General features: G+C 63.7%; 18 protein-coding genes and 1 pseudogene. 8 read left to right on the plus strand and 11 right to left on the minus strand.

The genetic code is table 11. The annotated features are described in order from the left end of the window. Window positions 1-14: 14 nt before the first annotated feature. From NKL04_RS04930 to NKL04_RS04950, 5 genes and pseudogenes are all read right to left on the minus strand, one after another. Window positions 15-2,462, minus strand: coding sequence for a GcvT family protein (locus tag NKL04_RS04930; RefSeq protein WP_023700352.1), 2,448 nt, complete (start codon window positions 2,460-2,462; stop codon window positions 15-17). After that, window positions 2,459-3,640, minus strand: coding sequence for a pyridoxal phosphate-dependent aminotransferase (locus NKL04_RS04935; protein ID WP_023700351.1), 1,182 nt, complete (start codon window positions 3,638-3,640; stop codon window positions 2,459-2,461). Before NKL04_RS04935 ends, NKL04_RS04930 begins: the two co-directional genes overlap by 4 nt. Continuing rightward, entirely contained in the window at window positions 3,640-4,539 is a 900-nt protein-coding gene (locus tag NKL04_RS04940) for a homocysteine S-methyltransferase family protein (protein WP_023700350.1), read from the minus strand. Before NKL04_RS04940 ends, NKL04_RS04935 begins: the two co-directional genes overlap by 1 nt. Further along, window positions 4,536-6,988: pseudogene (locus NKL04_RS04945) on the minus strand (GcvT family protein). The gene NKL04_RS04940 and the pseudogene NKL04_RS04945 overlap by 4 nt, the downstream one beginning before the upstream one ends. A 94-nt stretch (window positions 6,989-7,082) precedes the next feature. Further along, a complete protein-coding gene (locus NKL04_RS04950) occupies window positions 7,083-7,646 on the minus strand; it encodes a helix-turn-helix domain-containing protein (protein ID WP_084568497.1) in 564 nt (187 codons plus the stop codon). Between the two features lie 261 nt (window positions 7,647-7,907). Between NKL04_RS04950 and NKL04_RS04955 the strand changes: the two genes are divergently transcribed. Next, complete coding sequence (locus NKL04_RS04955) at window positions 7,908-8,612, plus strand: nitroreductase (RefSeq protein ID WP_023700347.1); 705 nt, start codon at window positions 7,908-7,910, stop codon at window positions 8,610-8,612. Between the two features lie 18 nt (window positions 8,613-8,630). Here NKL04_RS04955 and NKL04_RS04960 read toward each other — a convergent pair whose 3' ends face one another. The 6 genes from NKL04_RS04960 to NKL04_RS04985 all read right to left on the minus strand — a co-directional run bounded on the left by NKL04_RS04960 (window position 8,631) and on the right by NKL04_RS04985 (window position 15,411). Continuing rightward, window positions 8,631-9,416: an MFS transporter gene (locus tag NKL04_RS04960; RefSeq protein WP_352723356.1), complete on the minus strand. Its 786-nt coding sequence runs from the start codon at window positions 9,414-9,416 to the stop codon at window positions 8,631-8,633. Then, the gene (locus NKL04_RS04965) at window positions 9,356-10,072 is read right to left on the minus strand and encodes an MFS transporter (RefSeq protein ID WP_352723359.1); all 717 of its coding nucleotides are present in this window, start codon (window positions 10,070-10,072) and stop codon (window positions 9,356-9,358) included. Before NKL04_RS04965 ends, NKL04_RS04960 begins: the two co-directional genes overlap by 61 nt. Window positions 10,073-10,225: 153 nt before the next feature. Further along, the gene (locus NKL04_RS04970; protein ID WP_023700345.1) at window positions 10,226-10,813 is read right to left on the minus strand and encodes a sarcosine oxidase subunit gamma; all 588 of its coding nucleotides are present in this window, start codon (window positions 10,811-10,813) and stop codon (window positions 10,226-10,228) included. A 22-nt stretch (window positions 10,814-10,835) separates the two neighbouring features. Further along, window positions 10,836-13,847, minus strand: coding sequence for a sarcosine oxidase subunit alpha (locus NKL04_RS04975; RefSeq protein ID WP_352723360.1), 3,012 nt, complete (start codon window positions 13,845-13,847; stop codon window positions 10,836-10,838). Next, window positions 13,844-14,140 (minus strand): sarcosine oxidase subunit delta, encoded by a 297-nt coding sequence (locus NKL04_RS04980; RefSeq protein ID WP_023670367.1) that lies wholly within the window; start codon window positions 14,138-14,140, stop codon window positions 13,844-13,846. Before NKL04_RS04980 ends, NKL04_RS04975 begins: the two co-directional genes overlap by 4 nt. A gap of 11 nt (window positions 14,141-14,151) precedes the next feature. Further along, window positions 14,152-15,411, minus strand: a complete 1,260-nt coding sequence (locus NKL04_RS04985; protein ID WP_023700343.1) for a sarcosine oxidase subunit beta family protein — start codon at window positions 15,409-15,411, stop codon at window positions 14,152-14,154. 318 nt (window positions 15,412-15,729) lie between these two features. Between NKL04_RS04985 and NKL04_RS04990 the strand changes: the two genes are divergently transcribed. The 7 genes from NKL04_RS04990 to NKL04_RS05020 all read left to right on the plus strand — a co-directional run bounded on the left by NKL04_RS04990 (window position 15,730) and on the right by NKL04_RS05020 (window position 24,693). Beyond that, on the plus strand, window positions 15,730-18,219 hold the full coding sequence (locus tag NKL04_RS04990) for a mechanosensitive ion channel family protein (protein ID WP_023700342.1): 2,490 nt from the start codon (window positions 15,730-15,732) through the stop codon (window positions 18,217-18,219). Window positions 18,220-18,363: 144 nt separating this feature from the next. Continuing rightward, entirely contained in the window at window positions 18,364-18,627 is a 264-nt protein-coding gene (locus NKL04_RS04995) for a hypothetical protein (protein ID WP_023670370.1), read from the plus strand. A gap of 206 nt (window positions 18,628-18,833) precedes the next feature. Then, a complete protein-coding gene (locus tag NKL04_RS05000) occupies window positions 18,834-20,267 on the plus strand; it encodes a UbiA family prenyltransferase (protein ID WP_023691000.1) in 1,434 nt (477 codons plus the stop codon). 3 nt (window positions 20,268-20,270) lie between these two features. Beyond that, window positions 20,271-21,623, plus strand: a complete 1,353-nt coding sequence (locus tag NKL04_RS05005; RefSeq protein ID WP_023700341.1) for an FAD-binding oxidoreductase — start codon at window positions 20,271-20,273, stop codon at window positions 21,621-21,623. Window positions 21,624-21,747: 124 nt separating this feature from the next. Next, window positions 21,748-22,191: an EamA family transporter gene (locus NKL04_RS05010; RefSeq protein ID WP_023700340.1), complete on the plus strand. Its 444-nt coding sequence runs from the start codon at window positions 21,748-21,750 to the stop codon at window positions 22,189-22,191. Continuing rightward, window positions 22,188-23,195 (plus strand): NAD-dependent epimerase/dehydratase family protein, encoded by a 1,008-nt coding sequence (locus NKL04_RS05015; RefSeq protein ID WP_023700339.1) that lies wholly within the window; start codon window positions 22,188-22,190, stop codon window positions 23,193-23,195. The genes NKL04_RS05010 and NKL04_RS05015 overlap by 4 nt, the downstream gene beginning before the upstream one ends. 67 nt (window positions 23,196-23,262) lie before the next feature. Further along, complete coding sequence (locus NKL04_RS05020) at window positions 23,263-24,693, plus strand: aspartate aminotransferase family protein (protein WP_245271368.1); 1,431 nt, start codon at window positions 23,263-23,265, stop codon at window positions 24,691-24,693. Window positions 24,694-24,720 lie beyond the last annotated feature (27 nt).

The following is a 24,720-nucleotide window of genomic DNA, read 5'->3' on the forward strand; positions in this document are numbered from 1 at the left end:
AGGGTAAAAAGGTGCTACATCCTCGTCCGTTCCGCCTTGGGATCGTACATCGGCTTCAGCGATGCTTCCGCCGCAAAACGCTCGCCGGCGATCTCGATCTCGTAGGACGAGGCCAGCACATCCGCCTCGCTCTCGCCCTGGCAGGGCACATAGCCCAGTCCGATCGCGCCGCCGAGATGGTGGCCGTAATTCCCCGATGTGATCGGGCCGACGATCTTGCCGTCGCGCAGGATCGCCTCGTTGTGGAAGAGCAGGGGTTCAGGGTCTTTCAAACGGAACTGCACCAGCCGGCGCGACAGGCCGGCTTCTTTTCTCTTCAGCACCGCATCGCGGCCGATGAACTCGCCCTTGGCGGTTTTGACCGCAAAGCCGAGGCCGGCCTCCAGCACATTGTCCTCGTCGGTGATGTCGTGGCCGAAATGCCGAAACGCCTTTTCGAGGCGACAGGAATCCAGCGTGTGCAGGCCGCAAAGTTTCAGGCCGATATCGCCGCCGGCCTCGTCGATCGCCTCGAAGACATGAGCCGCCTGGTCGGTAGAGACATAAAGCTCCCAGCCGAGTTCGCCGACATAGGTGACGCGGTGGGCGCGGGCGAGGCCCATGCCGATCTCGATCTCCTGGAAGGTGCCGAACGGATTGTTCTCGTTGGAGAAATCGTTAGGGCTGACTTTCTGGATCAGCTTTCGCGCATCCGGACCCATCAGGCAGAGCACGCTTTCTGCCGCCGTCACATCGGTGATGACAACGAATTCCTCGCCGACATGCCGGCGCAGCCAGGCGAGGTCGCGTTGCAACGTCGCGCCCGGTACGACGAGGAAATAGGCCGTGTCCGACAGCCGCGACACGGTAAGATCGCTCTCGATGCCGCCGCGCTGGTTGAGCATCTGAGTGTAGACGATCTTGCCCGGCGCCACGTCCATGTCGTTGGCGCAGAGCCTTTGCAGGAACGCGCAGGCATCGCGGCCCTCGACACGGATCTTGCCGAACGAGGTCATGTCGAACAGGCCGACCTTGTTGCGGACCGCCAGGTGTTCCTCGCGCTGGTTGTCGAACCAGTTCTGCCGCTTCCAGGAATAGCGGTATTCGCGCTCTTGCCCTTCGCGGGCGAACCAGTTGGCGCGCTCCCAGCCGGCGACTTCGCCGAAGACCGCGCCGCGCGCCCTCAGGTGTTCATGCAGGGGCGATCGCCTGACATTCCTGGACGTTGCCATCTGCCGGTAGGGGAAATGGTCGGCATAGAGCAGGCCGAGCGTCTCGGAGACCCGCTCCTTGAGATAGCGGCGGTTCTTCTGGAATGGCTGGGCGCGGCGGATGTCGACTTCCCAGAGGTCGAAGGGCGCTTCGCCGTCATTGATCCACTGCGCCAGCACCATGCCGGCGCCGCCGGACGACACGATGCCGATCGAGTTGTAGCCGGTCGCCATCCAGTAGCCCGACAGCTCCGGCGCTTCGCCGAGATAGTAGCGGTCGTCGGGGGTAAAGCTTTCGGGGCCGTTGAAGAAGGTGTGAATGCCGGCGGTTGCCAGCATCGGCATGCGGTTGACGCCCATCTCGAGGATCGGCTCGAAATGCTCCATGTCCTCCGGCAACTGGTCGAAGCAGAAATCCTCGCTTATGCCGTCCATGCCCCAGGGCTTGGCCACCGGCTCGAAGGCGCCGAGCATCATCTTGCCGGCGTCTTCCTTGTAGTAGGCGCACTCATCCGGCACGCGCAGCACCGGCAGCCGGCCAAGGCCGGGGATCGGCTCGGTGACGAGATAAAAATGCTCGCAGGCATGCAGCGGGATGGTGACGCCGTTCTGGGCGCCGAGTTCGCGCGCCCACATGCCGGCGCAGTTGACGACGATGTCGGCCTCGATCGTGCCCTGGTCGTCGCCTTGCGCCCACGACACGCCGGTGACGCGACCGGCCTTGGTGTGGACCTTGGTGACCTTCACATTCTCGACGACTGTGGCGCCGCGCTGGCGGGCGCCCTTGGCCAGCGCCATGGCGATGTTGGCCGGATCGCACTGGCCGTCGAGCGGCAGATGCACGGCGCCGACCACATCGGACACGTTGAGATGCGGGTACATCTCCTTGACTTCACCAGGCGAAATCTCGCGCACATCGACATCGAAGGCGCGGGCGAGCGAGGCCTGCCGGTAAATCTCGTGCTTGCGCTCCTCGGTCAGCGCCACGGTGATCGAGCCGACCTGGCGCATGCCGGTGCCGACTTCCGTTTCGGCTTCCAGCTTGACGTAGAGGTCGGCCGAATATTTGGCCAGCCGCGTCATGTTCTGCGAGCCGCGCAGCTGGCCGATCAGGCCGGCGGCGTGCCAGGTCGTACCCGAGGTCAGCTGCTTGCGTTCGAGCAGCACGATGTCGGTCCAGCCGAGCTTGGCCAGGTGGTAGGCGACCGAACAGCCGGAGACACCGCCGCCGATAATAACCGCGCGGGCCTTGGTGGGAATGCTTCTGGTCATGCGGCCTCGCGGCGATAGCCGGATGCGAAGCGGCGCAGGCGTTTTGCGGCTTCCTGAAGCACCGGTTCCGGTTGGCAGAGGCTGATGCGGATGTGGCCGGCAGCGGCCTTGCCGAAGCTGGAACCCGGCATGACGCCGACACTCTCCTGGTCGAGAAAGGCCCAGGCGAATTTCTCGTCGTCGGGCTCGACGGCGGAGATGTCGAGCATGACATACATGCCGCCCTCCGAGCCGTGCACGCTGACATTGTTCATGCCGCGCACGGCGTCGAGCAGGACGGTGCGGCGTGCCGCATAGCGTTCGGCGATCTCTTTCACGCCATAGCGGTTCTCCAGCGCCTCGGCGCAGGCGATCGAGATGAAGGCCGGCAGGCCGTAGGTCGTCACCAGATTGAGATTGGTCAACAGCGTGATCATCTGCGCTGGGCCGGTCAGCCAGCCCATGCGCCAGCCGGTCATGCCATGGCTCTTGGACATCGAATTGATGACCAGCGTGCGCTCTGCCATGCCGGGCAGGCCGCGCGGCGAGATGTGCTCGCCGCCGCCGAGCGTCCAGTAGACCTCGTCCGACAGCAGCCAGAGATCGTGCTCGCGGCAGATCTCGGCCAGCTCTTCCAGACGCTCGCGCGAATAGACGGCGCCGGTCGGGTTGTTCGGCGTGTTGATCAAAATGGCGCGCGTGTTGGGCTTGAGCGCCGCGCGGATCATCTCGGCGTGCGGCTGGAAACCGTCTTCGGCCGGCGTCTCGACGACGGTGAAGCTGGCGCCGGCGGCGCTGAAGGTGTTGGGATAAGTCGCGTAGTAGGGCGCCACCACGATAGCGTGGTCGCCTTGGTCGAGAACGGCCTGCACGGCCGCGTAAAGGGCAGCCTGGCCGCCCGGCGTGGCGATAACTTGGTCAGGTGCCGTCTCGACCCCGGTGCAAGCGGTCGAGGCCGCCGCCATCGCCCTGCGCAGGCGCGGAACGCCGGAAAGCGGGGTGTAGTGATGGTTGCTGCCGCGAACCGCCGTCACGCAGGCTTCGATCGTCTGGCTCGGCGTATCGAAATCATGGTCGCCGACCGACAGCATGATGATGTCCTGGCCGGCCTCCTTGCGGGCCCAGGCCTCGGTGTGGACCTCCCAGCCATCCTTGCCCGAAGGCACGATGCCGGAAATGCGCGATGACGGTCTGGGCATCAGGATACTCCCGAGATTTCGTAGCCGGCCTGTTCCAGCTGGTCGCGCAACGCGGCGATGTGGGCAGGGCCGACTTCGCAGCAGCCGCCGACGATGGTGGCGCCAGCGGCGACCCAGCCGAGCGCCTGGTCGGCATAGGCATCCGGATCAAGGTCGTGGCGTGCGTGCAGCACTTCGACCGTTCCGCCATGCTTGAGCGCTTCGACAGAGGTGAAGCCATTGGCATAGGCGCCGACCGGGCCGCCGAGAGCAATCAATTCGGGCAGTGCCGCGGCGATCGCTTCTGGCCGGCAGCAATTCACCAGGCGCGCTGCAACCGTCAGGCCGTCGAGGGCGTCCGCCGCTGCCGCTATTGTTTCGCCGCTGCGCAGCCGCGGCGCGCCGTGATCGGCGAGCGTCCAAGACACCCAGACAGGTTTGCCGCTTTCCGACGCAGCGGTAACGGCCGCACGGCCTTCCTCGGCTGAGGCCATGGTCTCGCACAGGAACAGGTCGACGCCGTCGGTCTGCTCGGCGACGATGCGGCGATAGATGTCCAGCGTCTCCTGGAACGATACGGTCAGCGCCGGCGCATAGCTGCCGAACAGCGGTGACAGGCAGCCGGCGATCGCTGCATCGCCTGCCTCGTCGCGTGCCTGTCTTGCCAATTCGATGCCGCGCTTCTGCAAGGGCTTGAAGAGGTCTTCTGCTCCTTCCCGCGCGAGCCGCTCCGGCGTTGCCGAATAGGTGTTGATGGTGATGACGCGAGCGCCGGCCCGGATGAATTCGGCATGCAGGTCACGCACCAGATCCGGCTCGTCGATCAGCACCCTGGCCGACCAGAGCGGCGTCGGCTCGGAGCTGCTGCGGCGGACCAGTTCCTGGCCCATGCCGCCATCGGTGAGAATGACTTTCTTCATGCTCTCAATCTTTCGTTTTTCGGATCCCACAGCGGCTCGTCTTTCTGCACGACCGCCTTGAAACGATCGCCAAAAATTTCAATCTCGATCGCGGTATTGGGTTCAGCCAGGTCGGCGCGCAGCATGCCGAGCGCGATCGATTTGTCGATGCGATGCCCCCAGCCGCCGGACGTCGTCTCGCCGACGATCTTGCCGTCATGCCAGAGCGTCGACACCGACGGCGCGTCGCAATCGCCGGGGTTTTCGACCACCAGCGTGACGAAGCGCTTCTTTACGCCTTGCTGCTTTTCGTTCTGCAGGGCTGCCTTGCCGCGGAAGTCGGGCTTGTCCCATTTTACGAAGCGCTCGAGCCCGCCCTGCAGGACCGTATAGTCGGTCGACAGGTCGCCCTTCCAGGTCCGGTAGCCCTTTTCGAGGCGCAGCGAATCCAGCGCATACATGCCGAACGGTTTCAGACCGTGTTTTTGTCCCGCCGCCCAGATGGCGTCGAAGATGGCGGCGGTGTCTCCCACCTTGGTGTGGATTTCCCAGCCGAGTTCGCCGGCGAAGGATACCCGCACCAGCTTCGCCCAGCGGCCGGCGATGGTGGTTTCCTGATGCGTCAGCCAGGGCAGCGAGAGATCCGCGCCACAGACCTCGGCCAGGATCTTGCGCGAATTGGGACCGGCGAGAATTTGCGTCGAATAGTCTTCGGTCCTGTCGGTGAGGGTGAAAGCTGCGTCCTTCGGCAGGCGCGACTTCAGCCATTCGAAATCGTGCCACTGCGCTACCGCCGCGGTGATCAGCGTCATCTGCTCTTCGCCATGGCGCACCACCGACATCTCGGTGACGATGCGGCCCTTGTCGTCGGCGAAATAGGCGAGGCCGATTCGGCCGGGCTTGGGCACCAGACCGGTGACCTGCAGCGCCAGCCATTCGGCTGCGCCAGGACCTTCGAGGTTGAAGCGCGAGAAGCCGGGCAGGTCCAGAATGCCGGCGGCGTCGCGCACCGCCAGGCATTCTTCGCGCACGCGGTGCTGCCACGGCCCGTCGCGGCGGAAGGTGAGTGTTGCTTCTTCCGACGTGTCGTCACCGGGTTGCGCATACCAGGTGGCACGCTCCCAGCCATTATAGGCGTCGAACTGGGCGCCGAGCGCCTTGATGCGATCGTGGATCGGCGACAGCTTGCGGTCGCGCCCGGCCGGCCAAGCATGGCGCGGAAACTGGATGGCGTATTCGTTGCCGTAGATCTCCATACCCTTGGCGACGCTATAGTCGGGGGCGGCCGCAAATGAGGTGAAGCGGCGCGGGTCGCAGGACCACATGTCCCATTCGGTCTGGCCTTGCGTCACCCATTCGGCCAGCACCTTGCCGGCACCGCCGCCCTGGGCGATGCCGAACGTGAAGACACAGGCCTCGAAAGCGTTCGGAACGCCGGGCATTGGACCGATCAGCGGATTGCCGTCCGGCGCGTAAGGGATCGGCCCGTTGATCACCTTGGACAGGCCGCCAGTGCCGAGGATCGGCACGCGGGCGACGGCATCGGCAAGGTAGTGCTCGAGACGGTCGAGATCGTCGGGGAAGAGCTGGAAGGAAAAATCCTCCGGCATCGGGTCGTGGTGGGTTGCCCAATGCGCGCGGCAATTGCGCTCATAGGGGCCGAGATTCATGCCGTTCTTTTCCTGGCGCAGATAGTAGGAGGTGTCGACGTCGCGCAGCAGCGGCAGCTTCTTGCCCTGCTCCTTCGACCACGCCACCAGTTCGGGTATCTCCTCGAACAAGATGTACTGATGGCTCATCACCATCATCGGGACGTCGCGGCCGAACATTTTGCCGACTTCGGCGGCACGGTAGCCGGCGGCATTGACGACGATCTCGCAACGGATCTCGCCTTGCGGCGTCTCGACAACCCATTCGTCGTTGTCGCGACGCACACCTGACACCGGACAGAAGCGGACGATCTTGGCGCCCATGTCGCGCGCACCCTTGGCCAGTGCCTGCGTCAGCTGCGCGGGGTCGATGTCGCCGTCGTTTGGATCGTAGAGCGCACCTTTGAGGTCATGCGTCTCGATGAAGGGATAGCGGCGCTTGATCTCCTCGGGGCCGACAATGTCGATGTCCATGCCCTGGTAGCGGCCCATGCCTTGGCGCGCTGGAACTCCTGCATGCGCTCCTTGGTGTGGGCGAGCCGCAGCGAGCCGGTAACGTGGTAGTTCATGGGATAGTCGACGGCATCAGCCAAGTCGCGATAGAGCTCGGTCGAATAGCGCTGCATGTTCATCAGCGACCAGGACGACGAGAAGGTCGGCACATTGCCGGCGGCATGCCAGGTCGAGCCCGATGTCAGCTCGTTCTTTTCAAGCAGCACGCAATCGGTCCAGCCCGCCTTGCAAAGGTGGTAGAGCGAGGAGGTGCCGACGACACCGCCTCCGATGATCACCACGCGTGCCGTGGTTGGCAAACCGGCCATATTCTTCTCCCAAACCTGAAGCGCGCTGCGCTTCTATCTTTTTGCTTGATGCATGTCGTTTCCCAAACCGCTGCACACTTTGGGCGACATGCATTCAATAAACAGGCGGCGAAACCACCCAGATGACCACGGCCGGCTCGCTGCCGGGATTGCGCCAGCGGTACGGCTTGCGCTCGAAGCGGAAAGAATCGCCTTCGCCGAGCCGGTGCCAGACGCCGGCTATCTCGATCTCGAAAATGCCAGAGGCGATGTAGCCGGCTTCCTCGGTCGGCCGCAGCTGCTCGCTCTTCATCTCGGCGCCCGGCGCGAAGATCGAACGCACCATCTCGAAACTACCGCCGAGATCGGGCGACAGAAGCTCCTCCACTAGGCCGGATTCGCTTGTGCCAAGCGTGCGCCGGCTGCCGGCGCGCACGATGACGCCGCGCTCCTTCTCGATAGGCACGTCGTGGCTGAAGAACAGGCTGAGCGGCACGCCGAATAAATCGGCGAAGGCCCTGAGGTCGGCGAGCGAAGGAATCGACAGGCCGCGCTCGACCTGGCTGACCCAGCCGACAGAGCGGCCAAGCTTCAGCGCGATCTCAGCCAGCGTCAGCCCACGCGCCTTGCGCAGCGCACGGATGTCGCTCGCCAGCAGGCGCTCGTCAGGTCCCTGCAATGTTTTGGGGATAGCTGGGGGCAAAACGCTCACTTGATGAAAAACTGGAAATGAATTTCATGAGAGCTCATGTCCGTGAAAAAATCAAGCGAATTTTCATGGACACACAAGATTTGCTTGCGCGATTTTGGCGGTTCATGCAAAGGCTCTGGCACGAGCGGCGGGTGTGGGAATGCGGGTCGGCGACCAAGGATTGAAATCTGCGCAAGGTCTTCTCCGATAGCCGGTTCGGCTTTCGAAGTGTGCGCAAAGGGACGGCCCATGCTGGAAAAAAACGGCCTGGCAGCGCATAACGCGGCTGTTGTCGACGAGGCGATCATCTCGCGCCGTTCAGTGCGCGCCTTCCTGCCCGACATGGTCGATGACGAGACGATCCGAGCCATTCTTGGCGTCGCCGCGCGCGCGCCTTCGGGCACCAATATGCAGCCCTGGCGGGTCTATGTTGTCAAGGGCGAGGTCAAGCAGCAGATCACCGATGCCATCCTGAATTCCGGTATCCGCGCCGAAAAGGCCGATTGGGACGAGTATCGCTATTACCCCACCCAGTTCTTCGAGCCTTATCTGACCCGCCGCCGCGCCAACGGTTTCGGGCTCTATGGGGCACTCGGCATCGGCCGCCGCGAGGTCGACAAGATGCGCGCCCAGCACGACCGCAACTTCGTCTTTTTCGACGCGCCGGTCGGCATGATCTTCACCATAGACCGGCGGCTGAACCAGGGCTCGTGGATCGACTACGGCATGTTCCTGCAGAACATCATGGTGGCGGCGCGAGGCAGGGGCCTGCACACCTGCCCGCAGGCCGCCTTCGCGCCCTATCACCGGCAGATCCGGCCGGTGCTCAACATCCCCGACGAGGAGATCGTCGTCTGCGGCATGGCGCTCGGCCTCGAGGATACGTCGAAACCCGAAAACGACTTCCGCACCGACCGCGTGCCGCTGGAAGAGTGGGTGACATTCAGCGAATAGGGCTCGGCTACCGGGGCCTCATTCCACGTTCATCTGCGCGCCGTGGCCGCTGATATGGGCGCCGTCCTGAGGTGTGAGTCTTAGATAGGCGAACAGCGCACACAAAGTGATGACGCCCTCGACCACGAACAGGATGCGGAAATCGTTGGTCACCGCCGGCCTGCCGCCAGCCAGGAACGACAACAGCGCCGCCGCCAGGCCGACGCTGATCGCCACCCCCAACTGCCACAGTATGTAGTAGAGCGCGCTGAAGCGGGCGAGCTGGTCGGGCGCGATGTCGGAATAGGCGAGATTGCCGGTCGAAGCCCATTGCGCCGAGCGCAGGACACCGAAGGCGAAGATATAGGCAAGCACGATCCAGACGAGCGTTGTTGCCTCTATCAAGGCGAAGCCCGCTACCATGGCAGCAACGATCGGCGTGTTGACGACCAGCACGCGGCGAAAGCCGAAACGGTTGAGCAGGCGCGGCATGAAGACGCGCATGATCAGCGAGCCGATTGCGGCGACGAAAGTCAGCGATCCCGCCTGCACCGCGCTCATGCCGAAGCCGAGCTGGAACATCAGCGGCAAAAGGAAAACGACCGAGCTCAGGCCGATCGTGTCCAGCCCACCACCGGTGAGGAATGAGATGCGAAAGGTGCGGATGCGCAGGAGTTTCAGGTCAAGCAAGGGGTTGCGGGCGCGCAGGCAGTAGAAGGAGGCAAGCGTCAGGATGACGATCGCCAGCGCCAGCTCGGCCGCGATCATGCTGCCGGCGGCGTCTTTGGCCGCAAGCGAATCCATGCCGAAGACCAGCAGGACCATGCCGCTGCCGACCAGCAGGAAGCCCGGGAATCGAATGGCGTGCGCACCGGTTTGGTAACGGCCGGAAACAGCGACGCGGCAAGAACGGCCGCGGCCAGCGCGAACGGCACGTTGATGAAGAAGATCCAGCGCCAGGAAATGTAGGTCGTCAGCGCGCCGCCGACCAGCGGGCCGACCAGCGGTCCGGACTGGCCGGCCAGCGAAATATACATGTTGATCTTCAGCGTGCGGCTGCGCGGGAAGGTCGACAGGATGACGACCTGGCCGAGCGTCCCCATCAAGGCGCCGCCGAAGCCTTGCAGCGCGCGGGCGCCGACCAGCGTCCAGATGTCGTTGGACAATCCGCACAGCGCCGATGACGCGGCGAACACCAGCAAGGCGAAGCAATAAACGTTGCGCAGGCCGAAGCGGTCGGCCGCCCAGCCGCCGAGCGGCATCGAGATGATCAGGCTGGCGACATAGACGGTGATCAACAGGCCGAGCTGGCTCGGCGGCCGGCCGAGGCTGTCGCTGATACCGGGCAGGGCGGTGACCACGACATTCTGGTCGAGGCTGGTCATGAACACGCCGCAGGCGACCGTCAGCGGCAGCAGGAGCAAGGCTCTGGCCGACACATCGGCGCGATCCGTGGCGCCGGCAGATAGTTCTGCGGTCATGGGGATGTTCGAACCAAACGACGATGCCGACTCTGAGACGGGATTTTTTTAATCCCCTGGGCCGGTTGGGCCACGTTTCCCACCATGGGCTTCCATTGGAGCATTCTCTAGCGGCAGAACCGGCTGGCCTTGAGGCCAGAACGGCTTTTGGCCCTACTGAACCTCGTAGCCGACCTCCTCGCTGGCATGGCAGAGCGCCTTCCAGAACGAGCGGGCGAAGGAGCGGAAGACATAGATGTCGAACTGGTCGGTGCCGGTGCGCTGGATCTGCGCAAAGACGTCGTGATGGGTGGTCGAACGGCCGGAGCCGATCGGGAAGGCGGGCAGCGCAAAGTCGATGGCGAAGAATTTCGCCAGCACCCATTCGGCCTTAGGGCCGGCGATGCGGATAGCGGTGCGGCCATGCGACAGGTCGGTGATCGTGCCGATTGCCGGGCTTACGTCCCCGGCAAAACGCGTCGCCAGGCCCTCGGCATCGTCGACGGCGGTGAATTTTCCAGGCGCGAAACCGAACGCGGCCTTGCCGTCCTTGGCAACGCCGCCGCCGGCGCCATCGGGCAAATCTAGGCCGGTGACCTTGCGGATCGCTTCGATCAGCTGCTTTTCCGCGCTCGGCCATGCGGCCAGCTGCAGAATCGAGCCTGGCCTGATTTCGGTCAGAATGACATCGACGCCATGCTCGAAGTTGCCGTGCGAACCCGGATGGAACACCGGCTCGAGCGGCGAGAGCCGCTCGGGCAGTTGGCGTTCGGGTGATTGGCGCTCAGCCATGCATGCGGCTCCCGTCCGGGTCGTAGAAATGGTTGGAGACGATCTCGACCGGCCCGAACCGCTTGCGCAGCGGATCGGAGATGAACGCGCGGGTCCCGTGGCGCGCCTTGCCGCCTTCGACCAGGGCCAGCGCGATGTGCTTGCCCAGCGCTGGCGAGTAGCAGCAGGCGGTGATATGGCCGATGGAATCGTGCGGATTGGCCTCGTCCAGTTCCTCGACGAGGTGGGCGCCGCCATTGAACGGCCGGTTGTCGAGCGAGACGAGGCCGACCAGCTGCAGCCGCTCGGCCGCGATCAGGCCTTCGCGGTCCATCATCGCCGAGCCGATGAACGGCTTCTTCTTCGACAGCATCCAGTCGAGATGCAGGTCGCGCGCCGTGGTGCGCCCGTCGATCTCCGCGCCGGTGACATGGCCCTTTTCGATGCGCATCGTGCCCAACGCCTCCAGCCCGTAGGTGACCAAGCCGAACGGCTTGCCGGCTTCGACAAGGGCCTGCCAGACATGGGTGCCGTAGCCGGCGCCGCAATAGACCTCGAAGGCCATTTCTCCGGAGAAGGACAGCCGGCAAATCATCACCGGCACGCCTGATATCTCGCCGCGCACGATGCCCATGAAGGGCAGGGCTGTGTTGTCGACCGCGGTGCCGGTAACACAGGCGGCGAGGATGGCTCGCGCCTTCGGCCCGCCGATGGCCGCGCCCGCCCATTCGTCGGTTACCGAGGTGACGTGCACTTTGAGCTCCGGCCAGATGACGTCGAGGAAATATTCCAGATGCTGCATCACCTTGCCGGCGTTGGCCGTGGTGGTCGTCATCAGGAAATCCTGTTCGCCAAGCCGCCAGGTGGTGCCGTCGTCGAAGGCCAGCCCGTCCTCGCGCAGCATCAGGCCGTAGCGGGCCTTGCCGACGGGGAGGGTGGAAAACATGTTGGTGTAGACGCGGTCGAGGAATTCGCCCGCATCCGGCCCCTGAACGGCGATCTTGCCCAGCGTCGAGACGTCGACGATGCCGGCGCTTTCGCGCGTCGCCCTGGCTTCACGGACATAAGCCTGCTCGACCGTCTCGCCGGCAAGGCCGTAGATCATTGGTCGATACCAGAGGCCAGCGGAATACATCGTTGCGCCATTGGCGAGGTGCCAGTCATGCATGGGCGTCAGGCGCTCGGGTTTCAGATCGCCGAAGCGTTCGGCGGCAAGCGAGCCGATCGACACCGCGGAATAGGGCGGGCGGAAGCGCGTCGTGCCGACTTCGGGGATCGGTTTGCCCAGCGCCTCGGCCATGATGGCGAGACCCGGCACGTTGGAATTCTTGCCCTGGTCCGTCGCCATGCCGAGCGTGGTGTAGCGCTTCAGGTGCTCGACCGAGACGAAGCCTTCGCGATGCGCCAGCCGCACGTCCTCGGCGGTGACATCATGCTGGAAGTCGACGAAGCTTTTTCCCTTGGCTTTGATCTCGAACACCGGCGCCGGATCGGGGTTTCCCGGGGCTGCTTCGACATCCGGCAAAGCTGCCGGCCCAGCCGCTCCGCCCGCGGCGGACAGGCCGGCTGCACGGCCCTCAGTGATGGCTTCGACGGTCGAAAAGCTGCCGTTGAAAGCACCCGCACCAATCCATTGCTGATTTGGCCAGCGCTGTTGCGTTTGCTTTGGCGGCAGGAAGGCCTGGCGGGCAGGATTCCACTCGGCTCTCGCGCCAGCCTGGCTGGCGAGGTGGATGGTCGGCGACCAGCCGCCCGACATCAGCAGGCTATCGGCGTGGATGCTGCGGGCGTCACCGCTGAGCGTGCCCGAGGTCATGTCGAAGCGCTGCACCTTGAGGCCGGAGAGCGCCTTGCCGCCCTCGGTGGCGACTACGGCATGGCCGGAGAGGATTTCGGCTTCGGCCTCGGTGGCGAGACTGCGCATCTCGGCCGACAGTTCGGGGCGCACGTCGATGATGGCGACAATAGCCGCGCCGGCCTTCCTCAGCGCCAGCGCCGAGCGATAGGCGCTGTCATTGTTGGTGAACAGCGCGATCCTGTCGCCGGGCCGCACGCCATAATCGTTAACATAGCGCTCGGCGGCATGCGCCAGCATGACGCCCGGCCGGTCATTGCCGGGGAACACAAGCGGCCGCTCGAAAGAGCCGGTGGCCAGCACTACCGTTTTGGCGCGGATCGCCCAGTAGCGGTGGCGCGGCTCGCCCTTGCCGGGCGTTTCCTTGTGGTCGGTGACGCGCTCGAGCGCGGCTAGCGTGTTGCCGTCATAATAGCCCCACACCGTGGTGCGCGGCAGCAGACGGACCGTGTCATGGCCCTCAAGCTGGCTGACGGTGCGCGCCGCCCAGTCGGCGGCCGGCGCGCCGTCGATGGTCTCGCCGGACCAGTTGGCCGAGCCGCCGAAACGCGGCTCGAGTTCGGCCAGGATGACGCGCGCGCCCTGGTCGGCAGCGGCCTTGGCGGCTGACAGGCCGGCCGGGCCGGAGCCGACCACCAGCACGTCGCAAAACGCGTTCATACGCTCGTAGCGCGAGGTGTCGGCGGCAATACCGGCGCGGCCCAGGCCGGCGGCGCGGCGGATGAAATGCTCGCAGAACATCCAGAAGCGGGTGCCTTTCAAGGGGCCGAAGACAGGGCCCATGAAGGTCTTGTAGTAGAAGCCGGCGGCCAGGATCTTGCCGCCGAGCTGGTTGACGGCGTTGATGTCCCAGGCGAGCGAGGGAAAGCGGTTCTGGCTGACGGCGACCAGCCCGTCATAGATCTCGACCATGGTTGCGGCGATGTTGGGCTCGCGCACTTCGCCGCGCAGCACCGTGACCAGCGCGTTCGGCTCCTCGACGCCGGCCGAGAGCAGGCCGCGCGGGCGGTGGTATTTGAACGAGCGGCCGAAAAGCGTCACGCCGTTGGCAAGCAGCGCCGAGGCCAGCGTGTCGCCGCCATGGCCGGAGTAAGGCGTGCCGTCGAAGGTGAAGCGGATGGTGCGCAGCCGGTCGATGCGGCCGCCGGTCTCGGTGCGACGCGGGCTCACGACTTGCCTCCGGCTTTGTGCCGGGCGGCGGCATTGTGGTCGCCGCGGGCGAAACCGGTGCTGGAAATCTCATGCGTGACCGTGTTGCGCACCATCCTCAGATGGGTGCGGCAGCCGCCCGAATGCTGCCAGATCTCATTGTGGTCGCCGGCCGGGTTCAGGCGGTCGTAGACATAGGCGTTCCAGGCGTCGAGGTCCTGCGAGTTGGGCTGCGGGCGCTCGCGGTTGCCGTCGCCCTGATAGGTGAACTCGATGACGTCGCGCGGGCCGCAATAGGGACAAGTGATAAGCATTTGTTTGAACCCTAATGCAGCCGGGGCGTTGCGCCCTGGCCCTTGTCGTCAATCACCAGGCCGCGATAAAAACGGTCGAGCGTGAACGGCGCGTTGAACGCGTGCGGTTCGTCCTTGGCGATGGTGTATGCGAAGCACCAGCCCGAGGCCGGCGTCGCCTTGAAGCCCCCATAGCACCAGCCGCAGTTGAGATACATGCCGGGCAGCGGGCCGGTGGTGATGATCGGCGAACCGTCCATCGACATGTCGCAGACGCCGCCCCAGGAGCGCAGCATGCGTACACGCGCAAGGCCGGGAAACAGCGCCAGCATCTCGCTCATCACCTCATCGACGATGGGCAGGTTGCCGCGCTGAGCGTAGCTGTTGTAGCCGTCGATGTCACCGCCGTAGACGAGGCCGCCCTTGTCGGACTGCGACATATAGAAATGGCCCATGCCGAAGGTCAGGACCGTGTTGCAGAACGGTTTCAGCGACTCTGTCACGAAGGCCTGCAGCACATGGCTCTCGATCGGCATCCTGTCGATGCCGGCAAGCTGCATCACCCGTCCGGTGCTGCCGGCAACGGCCACGGCAACTTTCTTGCCGCGGATCTCTCCGCGCGTCGTTTGCACGCCGGTGATGCGGTCGCCGTCGCGCAGGAAGCCGGTGACCTCGCAATTCTCGACGATGTCGACGCCGCGTCGGTCGGCGCCGCGGGCATAGCCCCAGGCAACCGCATCGTGACGGGCGGTGCCGGCGCGCGGCTGCATCAGGCCGCCGACGATGGGAAAGCGCGCGGAGGCCGACATGTCCAGCGCCGGGACCAGGCGCGCGATCTCGGCGGTGCTCATCAGCTCGGCATCGACGCCGAGATGGCGCATGGCGTTGCCGCGCCTTGCCAAGTCGTCGAACTGGCCCGGCGTGTGAGCCAGATTCAGGCAGCCGCGCTGCGAGAACATGACGTTGTAGTTGAGGTCGTGCGAAAGGTTCTCCCACACCTTCATCGAATGTTCGTAGAAGCGGGTGTTGGACGGCAAAAGGTAGTTGGAGCGCACCGCCGTGGTGTTACGGCCGACATTGCCGGAACCCAGCCAGCCCTTTTCCAGCACCGCGACATTGGTGATGCCGTGCTCCTTGGCCAGATAGTACGCCGTCGACAGGCCGTGGCCGCCGCCACCGATGATGATGACGTCATAGGAAGCCTTGGGGTCGGGCTTGCGCCAGGCCGGCTTCCAGTCCTTGTTTCCCTTGAGCGCGTTCGTGAGAAGCGAAAGGGCTGAATATTCCGCCATTCTTCATGTCATCCCTAGAGCATGATGCCGAAAAGTGTGAAGCGGTTTTCGGACGACATCATGCTCTACATCTTTGATTTGTAGAGCCGGATGATTTCAGGTCCAACAGACCTGAAGCCATCCGGCTCGGGTGCGATGCGGCAGACTATAGAGCAGGCGGCGGGCGCAAAGCCAAGATTGCGCCATGGCTTTTCGACTGGCCGACTCCCGCAAGGCGCCCAACTGTCATGACTTCGCCACGACTTGCTCCACGGGATGAGCGTCTCTATCAAGGACCGCTTTAGAAGCGGCCTTGCCGCCCTTTGAGTCGCCACCATTATGCTTTTTCGCTTCTTTCGCCTGATCCTGGTCCTCGCGCTCGTTGCCTTGGCGCCGCATTCGTTCGGCGCGATGGCGCAGGGGCTGGGCCAGGCGCCTGCCGGGCTGGTCGCCGACCAGCAGAAAATCCTGCAGGGTTTGACGACGAAAACCGACGCTCTGGAGAAGAAAGTCCAGGAGGACGGCGTCGACGACACCACCCTCGTCGAGATCCGCCTGCAGCTGGAAGAGCTGTCGCGCGGTGCGCTGAACAGCGCGCTGGCGTTTCGTTCGCGGCTGGGAGAGATCAATTCGAGGCTCGAGCAGCTTGGCGCCCCGCCGGCTGCCGGACAGCCCCCTGAACCGGACATCGTGACCGGCGAGCGCCAGGCGCTGGCGTCGGAAAAGGCGGAGATCAACGCCGTCATCGCCGGGGCGCAGAACCTGTCGATTCGCATCAATTCGCTGATCGAGAAGATCGGTAATATGCGCAGCGAGCTGTTTCGCAGCGGCCTAACCAAGCGCTATGTGCTGTCCGATGCACTGAGCCCGCAGGTGTTTTCCGACGCAAGGGACGAATACGCCAATTTTTACAGGGCGGTGTCGTCGTGGCTGAGCTTTGCCTTCAAGTTCAAGTTCCAGGCGATGCTCGCGGCGACCCTCATGGCGCTTGCGTTGGCCGTGGTGCTTCTGGTCGGTGGGCGCCGCCTGTTTGGGCGCATCTTCGAGCCCGACGCGTCGGTTGAAGATCCGACGTATCTCAGTCGCCTGTCGGTGGCGTTCTGGTCGACCTTGCTGCCGACGCTGGCGGTCAGCGCCTTCCTCGCCTCGACGGTGTTCCTGTACAACTACTACAATGTGCTGCGCGGCGACATAGGCGTGTTCCTCAACGCTCTGGCAGCCGTCATCGCCATAGTGTTCTGTGTCAACCGCCTGACCAATGCGGCTCTGTCGCCCAGCATGCCGAACTGGCGTCTGATCCAGGTCGAGACCGGCCCGGCGCGTTGGCTGGTGCGGCTGACGACGGCCATGGCAGTCGTCATCGGCATCAACAATTTCCTGTCGATCGTCAACGACAAGATGGGCTCGCCTCTGTCGCTGACGGTGGCCAGGAGTTTTGTCGCCACCGTGATCGTCGGGGTCATCCTGATCCTGATGGCGCTGCTGAAGCCTTACAAGGACGTCGCTGGGCGCTGGCGCCGCTGGCCGGCCTGGCTGCGCTACACCTGTGTCGCGCTCGGCCTGTTCACGATTGCGGCGGCGCTGTTCGGCTATATCGGTCTTGCCATCTTCGTCTCGTTGCAGGTCGTGGTCACTGGCACCATCCTGCTCACCGCCTATATCGGCTTCCTGTCGGCGCGCGAGATCGGCGAGGAAGGTGGTTTCGCCGGCACGTCCATCGGGCGCTGGCTGAAGACCAATTCCAGCTATGAGGACACCGCGCTCGACCAACTCGGCCTCGTCGTCAGCGTCGCCATCAACCTGATGATCGTGCTGGTGTTCCTGCCGCTGATCCTGTTGATGTGGGGCTTCCAGCCCGGCGATATCCAGGCCTGGGGCTATAAATTGGCGACAGGCGTCACCGTCGGTTCGGTGACGATTTCGGTCACCGGCATCCTCACCGGCATCGTCGTCTTCATCATCGGCTATTTCCTGACCCGCTGGTTCCAGGGCTGGCTCGACGGCTCGGTTATGGCTCGCGGCAAGGTCGATACCGGCGTGCGCAACTCGATCCGGCTGGCGGTCGGCTATGCCGGCGTCGCGCTCGCCGGCCTGGTCGGCATCTCGGCGGCGGGCATCGATCTTTCCAATTTGGCGCTCGTTGCCGGCGCACTCTCGCTGGGTATCGGCTTTGGCCTGCAGAATGTCGTGTCCAACTTCGTGTCGGGCCTGATCCTTCTCGCCGAGCGGCCGTTCAAGGTCGGCGACTGGATCGTCGCCGGCGACACATCAGGCACGGTCAAGAAGATCAGCGTGCGCGCCACCGAAATCGAGACCTTCCAGCGGCAATCGGTGATCCTGCCCAATTCGAACCTCATCAACAACGCCGTCGGCAACTGGACGCACCGCAACAAGCTCGGACGTGTGGAGATCAAGGTCGGGGTCGCCTATGGCAGCGACGTCAAGCGGGTACACGCGGTCCTGCTTGAGATTGCGCGCGGCCATGCGCTGGTGCTGAAGAACCCGGAACCCTTCGTGCTGTTCACCAATTTCGGGCCGGCAGCACTCGAGTTCGAGATCCGCGTGTTCCTGGCCGATGTGCTGAACGGCGCCATCGTTCAGAACGATATCCGCTTTGCCGTTCTCGATGCTTTTGACGCCGAGCACATAGAAATCCCCTCGACGCCGCGCGCCGAGGTCAAGGTCAAGCAGACCGACGCATGGCCGATCGACGACGACAAGATCGAGGTCGAGTTCGCCGAGAAGGAGCAGGCGGAGGCCAGAGCCGCCACCGAGGCGAAGCGGCTGGCCAAAACTGGTCGCAAGGCCCGCAAACCCGATCCCAGCTAGGCCCCAAGCTCCTCCCAAACCGATTGCGGCATGAATGCGGCATTCAGTTGCGGTTCAGCTTGCATCTCATATAAGCTCACATGCAAAGGCGAGAATGCCTTGCGAAATGCAACAGAGGCGGTGTGGAAACACCGATATTGCAAAATGTGGAAGTCGCTCGTCGTCGCCATCGCTCTTACCGCAGCGAGTGGCTCGGCCTTTGCCGCCAGCGCGGTCAACAAGGATGCTGAGACCCGTACGCTGATCGTGACGGAAGGCGGCGGCAAGACGGAGTTGGCGCTGGCCGCTGGCGAAACCGTGGAATTCTGCCCGAACGGCTGTTTTGTCACCTTGCCCAATGGTGACCTCGAGGCCCTGACCGGCTCGGAAACGGTCGAAATCTCGGGTGGCGTTGCCCGCATCAAGTAAAGTCGGCAGGCAGATGTAGTAGAGGCCGGGCAATGCCCGGCCTTTTATTGTTCGCGGTAGCGATTGCTTAACAATGACGCGGGAAATATCGTGGCGCCTACCGGCTGCAACCGTGCGTTTTAACGTTCAATACGCCGTTCCGCCGCTATACCGGTGCGAAGACGCCGAAACACGGCGCAACCGGTTATGAATAGGGCAGAACGGACATGGATGCGCGGTCGGACAAGAACGCAATCCCGCTTGCGGTCGACCTCGACGGCACGCTGATTGCGACCGATCTTCTTTGGGAAGGCCTGTTCATCCTGCTCAAGAAGAATCCGCTCTATGTTTTCCTGGTTCCGTTCTGGCTGGCCGCCGGCCCGGCGCGGCTGAAACAAGCGATCGCAGACCGCATCGACATCGATCCGGCCTCGCTGCCCTATCGCGAAGCGCTGCTGCAGCGGCTGCGCGCCGACCATAGCGACGGACGCAAGATCGTGCTGGCGACCGGTACGCCACGCAAGTTCGCCGAGGCGATCGCCGCGCATCTGGGCGTCTTCGACTATGTGCTGGCGACCGACGGTCCCCACAACATGACCTCGGGCCGTAAGCGCGACGCGCTCATCGCCGCCTATGGCGACGGCGGTTTCGACTATGCCGGCAACAGCCGGCACGACCTCAAGGTTTTCGGAGCCGCACGCAACGCCATCGTCGTGGCGCCCGACCGCCATGCGAGGCGCTGGCAGGCCGCGCATAGCGCCGAAAGGATGCCGGCGCCGAAAAGGACATTGAAGACATTCGTCAAGATGCTGCGGGTGCATCAGTGGCTGAAGAATTCGCTGATAGCGGTGCCGATGGTGCTGTCGCATGAATACTTCAACATCAACATGATCTGGCAATGCCTGCTGGCGTTCGTCTCCTTCAGCGCCGTGGCTTCCGCCATCTACATCCTCAACGATTTCTTCGACCTTGCGCTTGACCGCAAGCACCCGACCAAACGCAACCGGCCTTTCGCCAGCGGCGCGCTGTCGATACCGTTCGGTCTCGGCGCGATGGCCGCTCTGCTGACGATCGGCATCGCCGCCGGGCTTCTGTTGCCGATCGAGTTCCTGGGCGTGCTCGCCGGCTATCTGGTGGTGACCACAGCCTATTCGCTGTCGTTCAAGCGCATGCTCCTGGCCGACGTACTGACGCTGGCGGGGCTCTACACAGTGCGTGTGCTGGCAGGTGCTGCGGCGACCGGGGTCGAAGTCTCGTTCTGGCTGCTCGCCTTCTCGATTTTCTTCTTCCTGTCGCTGGCGCTGGTGAAGCGCTATGTCGAACTGCGCACCACAGCCATTCCGGTGGGCGAGCGCATTGCCGGTCGCGGCTACCGCATCGAAGATCAGGAGATCGTCGCCCAGGCGGGCATGGCGTCGGCCTTCTCCTCGGCGCTGGTGCTGGCGCTCTACATGGACAGCGTCTCCGTGCGCGAACTCTATCCGCATCCCAGGCTGGTCTGGCCGCTGGCGCCGATCGTGCTGTATTTGACCATGCGGGTCTGGATCCTGGCGCGCCGCAACGAGATGAATGACGATCCGGTCATCTTCATCATTCGCGACTGGCGAAGCCAGATCGTCGTGGTGATCGGCGCCGCCCTTCTGGTCGCGGGAGGCTGGTAGGGCATGGCCGGCGAACGGTACCGGAGTTTTGGCCTCGCCACGCCGGCCGCAAAGCGAGCCATCGCGGCCGACGATGCCATCGCGCTGATGCGAAGCGGCAAGGCGACAAAGAACGCTCTGCTCGCCTATGGCAATGGCCGCTCCTACGGTGATTCCTGCCAGAACGGGCCAGGTGCGGTCGTGGACATGCGGCCGCTGAACCGCATCGGCGCCTTCAATGCCGAGACCGGCCTGCTCGAGGCGGAGGCCGGCGTGTTCCTCTCCGATATCATTGCGCACACTGCACCTTACGGTTTCTTTCCGACTGTCGTCCCAGGCACCCAGTTCGTCACCCTTGGCGGCGCGATCGCCAATGACGTCCATGGCAAGAACCATCACCGGCGCGGCACCTTTGGCTGCCATGTCGAGTCGTTCACGCTGCTGCGCTCGGACGGGCGGACCTACACCTGCTCGGCAACCGACAATGCAAGGCTGTTTGCGGCGACGATCGGCGGCATGGGGCTGACCGGCCTGATCCTGTCGGCCTCGATCCGGCTGATGCGGGTGCATTCGCTCGATATCGCCGAGAAGATAACGCGGTTTGCCGATCTCGGCGAATTCTTCGAACTGGCCGAGGCCGCCGACCAGGCCAATGAATATGCCGTCGCCTGGATCGACCAGCTTGCCGGCGGCCATGGCCGCGGGCGCGGCCTGTTGTTGACAGGCAATCATGCCGAGTATGGCTCGCATGCGGCGTCTCGCGCCGGCTCCCGTTTTTCAGTGCCGTTCCAGCCGCCGTTCAATGTGCTCAACCGGCCGTTCCTCACCGCCTTCAACGCCGCCTATCGGTGGAAGAAGGGGCGCTCGCCGGGGCCGAGCCAAACCGGCTACCAGGGCTTTTTCTTTCCGCTTGATGGTGTCGGCGACTGGAATCGGCTGTATGGCCCGAAAGGTCTCTACCAGCACCAGAGCTTGGTGCCGGAAAATGTCGCGCGCCAGACCGTGCCGGCGCTGCTCGAGGCGGCGCGACGGGCCGGGCAGGGCTCTTTCCTCACCGTGTTGAAGCGCTTCGGCTCGATCCGCTCGCCGGGGCTGCTGTCTTTTCCGCGGCCAGGCTTCACGTTGACGCTGGATTTCCCCAATCGCGGCGACAGGACGCTGGCCCTGCTCAGCGAACTCGACGGCATCACGGTCGCGGCCGGCGGCGCGGTCAACCCGTACAAGGATGCGCGCATGGGCGCTGATACTTTCGCGGCCTCCTTCCCGAATTGGCAGCGGCTTGAAGCGCTGCGCGACCCGGCGTTCGTGTCCAGTTTCTGGCTGCGGACGGCGAAAAAGCTCAACGTCCGGCCAGGGCGTGTCGAGGCAGCTGAATAGGTACAATCCGAATAAGTCATGGTGAATAGATCGTAATTTCCGTGGTTTACTCAAAGCATTGTCGTGACTTCATGAAATGTTTGCAGGTTCGTAATACGACCGTTGCGAGTGGCGGGTGCAAAATATGAAATACATCGTCTTCATTCTGTTCACGGTCATGACCAATGCCGCCGCGCAGCTGATGCTGAAGCAAGGCATGATGTCACTCGGGCCGATTTCGTTCGAAGGCACCAATCCGCTGTTGAGGCTGTTGCAGGTCGTTTTCAGCCCATGGGTGTTTCTCGGCCTGTGCACCTTCGTCATCTCGATGGCTTCGCATCTCTATGTGCTGTCCAAGGTCGAGCTCAGCTTTGCGTATCCGTTCCTCAGCCTTGCCTATGTCGCGGTTGCGATCTTCGCCTATTTCATCTTCCGCGAGGACCTCAATGCCTGGCGCATTGCCGGCATCGCCTTCATCTGCGTCGGCACCGTGCTGATCGCGCAAAGCGGTCGAGACTTGGGCGGGCGCGGGCATGACGACCAAACCGCTTCCATCATCCCCAACAAGACCAGCGAGATCGTTCGATGAGACATGTTATTTTCGGCGGCGACGGCTTCGTCGGCCGTCATCTTGCCCCGAAGCTTGTGGCCGATGGTGAAGAGGTTGTCGTTGCCGACATCGTCAAGAGCGACCTGGCGCACTATCGCAACGTTCGCTTCGTCACCTGCGATGTCACGGATACGGCCTCGGTGGCCAACATCGGATTGAAGGCCGACGACATGGTCTACAACCTGTCGGCCAAAATGCTGTCGCCGATCCAGGTGCGGGCCAAGCGTCACGACTTCTTCTTTCCGGTGAATCTCCACGGCACCGAACACATCATGCAGGCGATGGACAAGGCCGGCGCGTCCAAGCTCGTCCACTACACCACGGACATGATCTACGGCCACACGGTCACCCAGCCGATGACCGAGGAGCACCCGGTCGCGCCGCTCGGCGAATATGGCTGGTCGAAGCAGAAGACCGAGGAGCTCGCCGCGCAATGGCGCAAGCGCGGCATGTCGATCTCGCTTTTTCGACCGCGGCTGATCATCGGTCCCGGCCGGCTCGGGATCCTGGAAAAGCTGTTCAAACTGATCGACTGGAATTTTCCTGTGCCGATGATCGGCTCGGGCAAGAACCCCTATCAGTTCATCTCGGTGTTCGATTGCGCGGAAGCTGCCCGCGCGGCCTGGAAGGCAGGCGTGCCCAACCAGGCCTATAATCTGGGCTCCCTCAATCCGCCGCCGGTGAAGAAATTGCTGGGCGACCTGATCAAGCATGCCGGCTCGAAATCGCTGCTGATCCCGACGCCGGGCTGGGCGGTCAAGCGCACCCTCGACCTGCTCGATCTCATGAACATGCCGATCATGGATCCCGAACAATATCTGATCGCCGATGAGGAGTGCGTGCTCGACGTATCCAAGGCCGAGCGCCAGCTCGGCTGGGTGCCGCAATATCGCGACGAGGACATGCTGATCGCCGCCTACAGCGAATACCGCGCCAAGAAAGACGGGCTTGCCGTCACCGCAAATCATGTCCCCGCCGAATAGGTGGGACGACCAGGAGAACTCCGAAATGACCGTCATGGCCAAGCCTGAGCAGACGAACGCGCGCACCATGGTCGGCGCGCCGGCGTTGTCGCCTACCGCCATCGCCAAGCCCGACCTGATCAGCGTCGAGCAGGCGAAGGCGATGGATGTTGCGCGCATGACCGACTTGTTCAAGGCGCATCTCAATCCGGGCCAGCTGCATTTCATGAAGCTGCTCGGCTTCCACAAGATCAAGATCGAGCGTGCCGAAGGCATGTTCTACATCGACCAGAACGGCCGCAAGATTCTCGACTTCTTCGGCGGCTTCGGTTCGCTGGCCTTCGGCCACAACCATCCGCGCATCCTGGAGGCCCGGCGCAAATTCCAGGAGGAGAAGCGCCAGGAAATCGCCATCGCCTTCATGTCGCAATATGCATCGGCCCTTGCGCACAACATCGCCAAATGCTCGCCCGGCGATCTCGACATGGTGTTTCTGGGCTCGTCGGGTTCGGAAGCGATGGAAGCGGCGGTGAAGCTCGCCGAGCGCGCCGCCGGGCCGAAGCGGCCGAAGGTCGTCTATGCCGAGAATTCCTTCCACGGCAAGACCAAGGGCGTGCTCGGCATCACCGACGGCCAGCTCTACCGCGCGGACTTCAAGATGGCTGAGAACACCGTGCGCATTCCGTTCGCCGATATCGAAGCGGTCGAGCGGCTGTTCCGCTCCGACCCGGAGGTCGGCGTCATAGTGCTCGAGACCATCCAGGGCGGCGGCGGCATCATCCAGGCAGAGGCGCAATATTGGCAGAAGCTGCGAGCGCTGTGCGACCAATATGGCGTGCTGTGGGTGGCGGACGAAGTGCAGTGCGGCTATGGCCGTTCGGGACGCTTCTATGCCTTCGAGCATTATGGCGTCGTGCCCGATGTGACGGCGCTGGCGAAATCGCTCGGCGCCGGCAAGGCGGCGGTCGGCGCGATGATCGCCCGGCGCGAGGTCTATATGAAGGCCTATGGCACGCCGAAGACGGCGATGATCCATGCCATGGCCACCTTTGGCGGCATGGGCGAGGCCTGCGTCACCGCGATCGAGGGCATCAACGTGCTCTATGATGAGGGGCTGATCGACAACGCCGCCACTACCGGCGACTATCTGCTTCAGCGCCTGCAGGCGCTGAAGGAGAAGTACCCGAAGATCATCAAGGATGTGCGCGGCAAAGGCTTTATGGTCGGGCTCGAGTTCCACGACTTCTCGCAGACCTTGCCGATGGTGCTGCGTCCGATCGTCAGCGTCCTCGACGACAAGCTGAAGGGCTCGCTGTCGGGCTTCGTCGGCGCGCTGTTGTTGCGCGACTATGACGTGCTCGTCGCCTTCACCGAATACAACCGCAACGTCATCCGTCTCGAGCCGCCGCTGATCTGCCAGCGCGAGCATGTCGACCATTTCGTCGATGCCTTCGATAGCCTGCTGTCGCGCGGCATCGTGGGGATCGTCAAGGATTTCGTCAAAAGCCAAGTCCGTTAAAAGAAGTCCGTTGAGCGAAGTCCCGAG

This window comes from Mesorhizobium sp. C264A (genome assembly GCF_040324515.1).
In the GTDB taxonomy this organism is placed as follows: domain Bacteria; phylum Pseudomonadota; class Alphaproteobacteria; order Rhizobiales; family Rhizobiaceae; genus Mesorhizobium.

Excerpts from the sequence above, each read along its gene's own strand:
- NKL04_RS04930 (WP_023700352.1), bottom strand. The coding sequence starts at position 2,462 with ATGACCAGAAGCATTCCCACCAAGGCCCGCGCGGTTATTATCGGCGGC.
- NKL04_RS04935 (WP_023700351.1), bottom strand. The coding sequence starts at position 3,640 with ATGCCCAGACCGTCATCGCGCATTTCCGGCATCGTGCCTTCGGGCAAG.
- NKL04_RS04940 (WP_023700350.1), bottom strand. The coding sequence starts at position 4,539 with ATGAAGAAAGTCATTCTCACCGATGGCGGCATGGGCCAGGAACTGGTC.
- NKL04_RS04955 (WP_023700347.1), top strand. The coding sequence starts at position 7,908 with ATGCTGGAAAAAAACGGCCTGGCAGCGCATAACGCGGCTGTTGTCGAC.
- NKL04_RS04960 (WP_352723356.1), bottom strand. The coding sequence starts at position 9,416 with ATGGTCCTGCTGGTCTTCGGCATGGATTCGCTTGCGGCCAAAGACGCC.
- NKL04_RS04965 (WP_352723359.1), bottom strand. The coding sequence starts at position 10,072 with ATGACCGCAGAACTATCTGCCGGCGCCACGGATCGCGCCGATGTGTCG.
- NKL04_RS04980 (WP_023670367.1), bottom strand. The coding sequence starts at position 14,140 with ATGCTTATCACTTGTCCCTATTGCGGCCCGCGCGACGTCATCGAGTTC.
- NKL04_RS04985 (WP_023700343.1), bottom strand. The coding sequence starts at position 15,411 with ATGGCGGAATATTCAGCCCTTTCGCTTCTCACGAACGCGCTCAAGGGA.
- NKL04_RS04990 (WP_023700342.1), top strand. The coding sequence starts at position 15,730 with ATGCTTTTTCGCTTCTTTCGCCTGATCCTGGTCCTCGCGCTCGTTGCC.
- NKL04_RS04995 (WP_023670370.1), top strand. The coding sequence starts at position 18,364 with ATGTGGAAGTCGCTCGTCGTCGCCATCGCTCTTACCGCAGCGAGTGGC.
- NKL04_RS05000 (WP_023691000.1), top strand. The coding sequence starts at position 18,834 with ATGGATGCGCGGTCGGACAAGAACGCAATCCCGCTTGCGGTCGACCTC.
- NKL04_RS05005 (WP_023700341.1), top strand. The coding sequence starts at position 20,271 with ATGGCCGGCGAACGGTACCGGAGTTTTGGCCTCGCCACGCCGGCCGCA.
- NKL04_RS05010 (WP_023700340.1), top strand. The coding sequence starts at position 21,748 with ATGAAATACATCGTCTTCATTCTGTTCACGGTCATGACCAATGCCGCC.
- NKL04_RS05015 (WP_023700339.1), top strand. The coding sequence starts at position 22,188 with ATGAGACATGTTATTTTCGGCGGCGACGGCTTCGTCGGCCGTCATCTT.
- NKL04_RS05020 (WP_245271368.1), top strand. The coding sequence starts at position 23,263 with ATGGTCGGCGCGCCGGCGTTGTCGCCTACCGCCATCGCCAAGCCCGAC.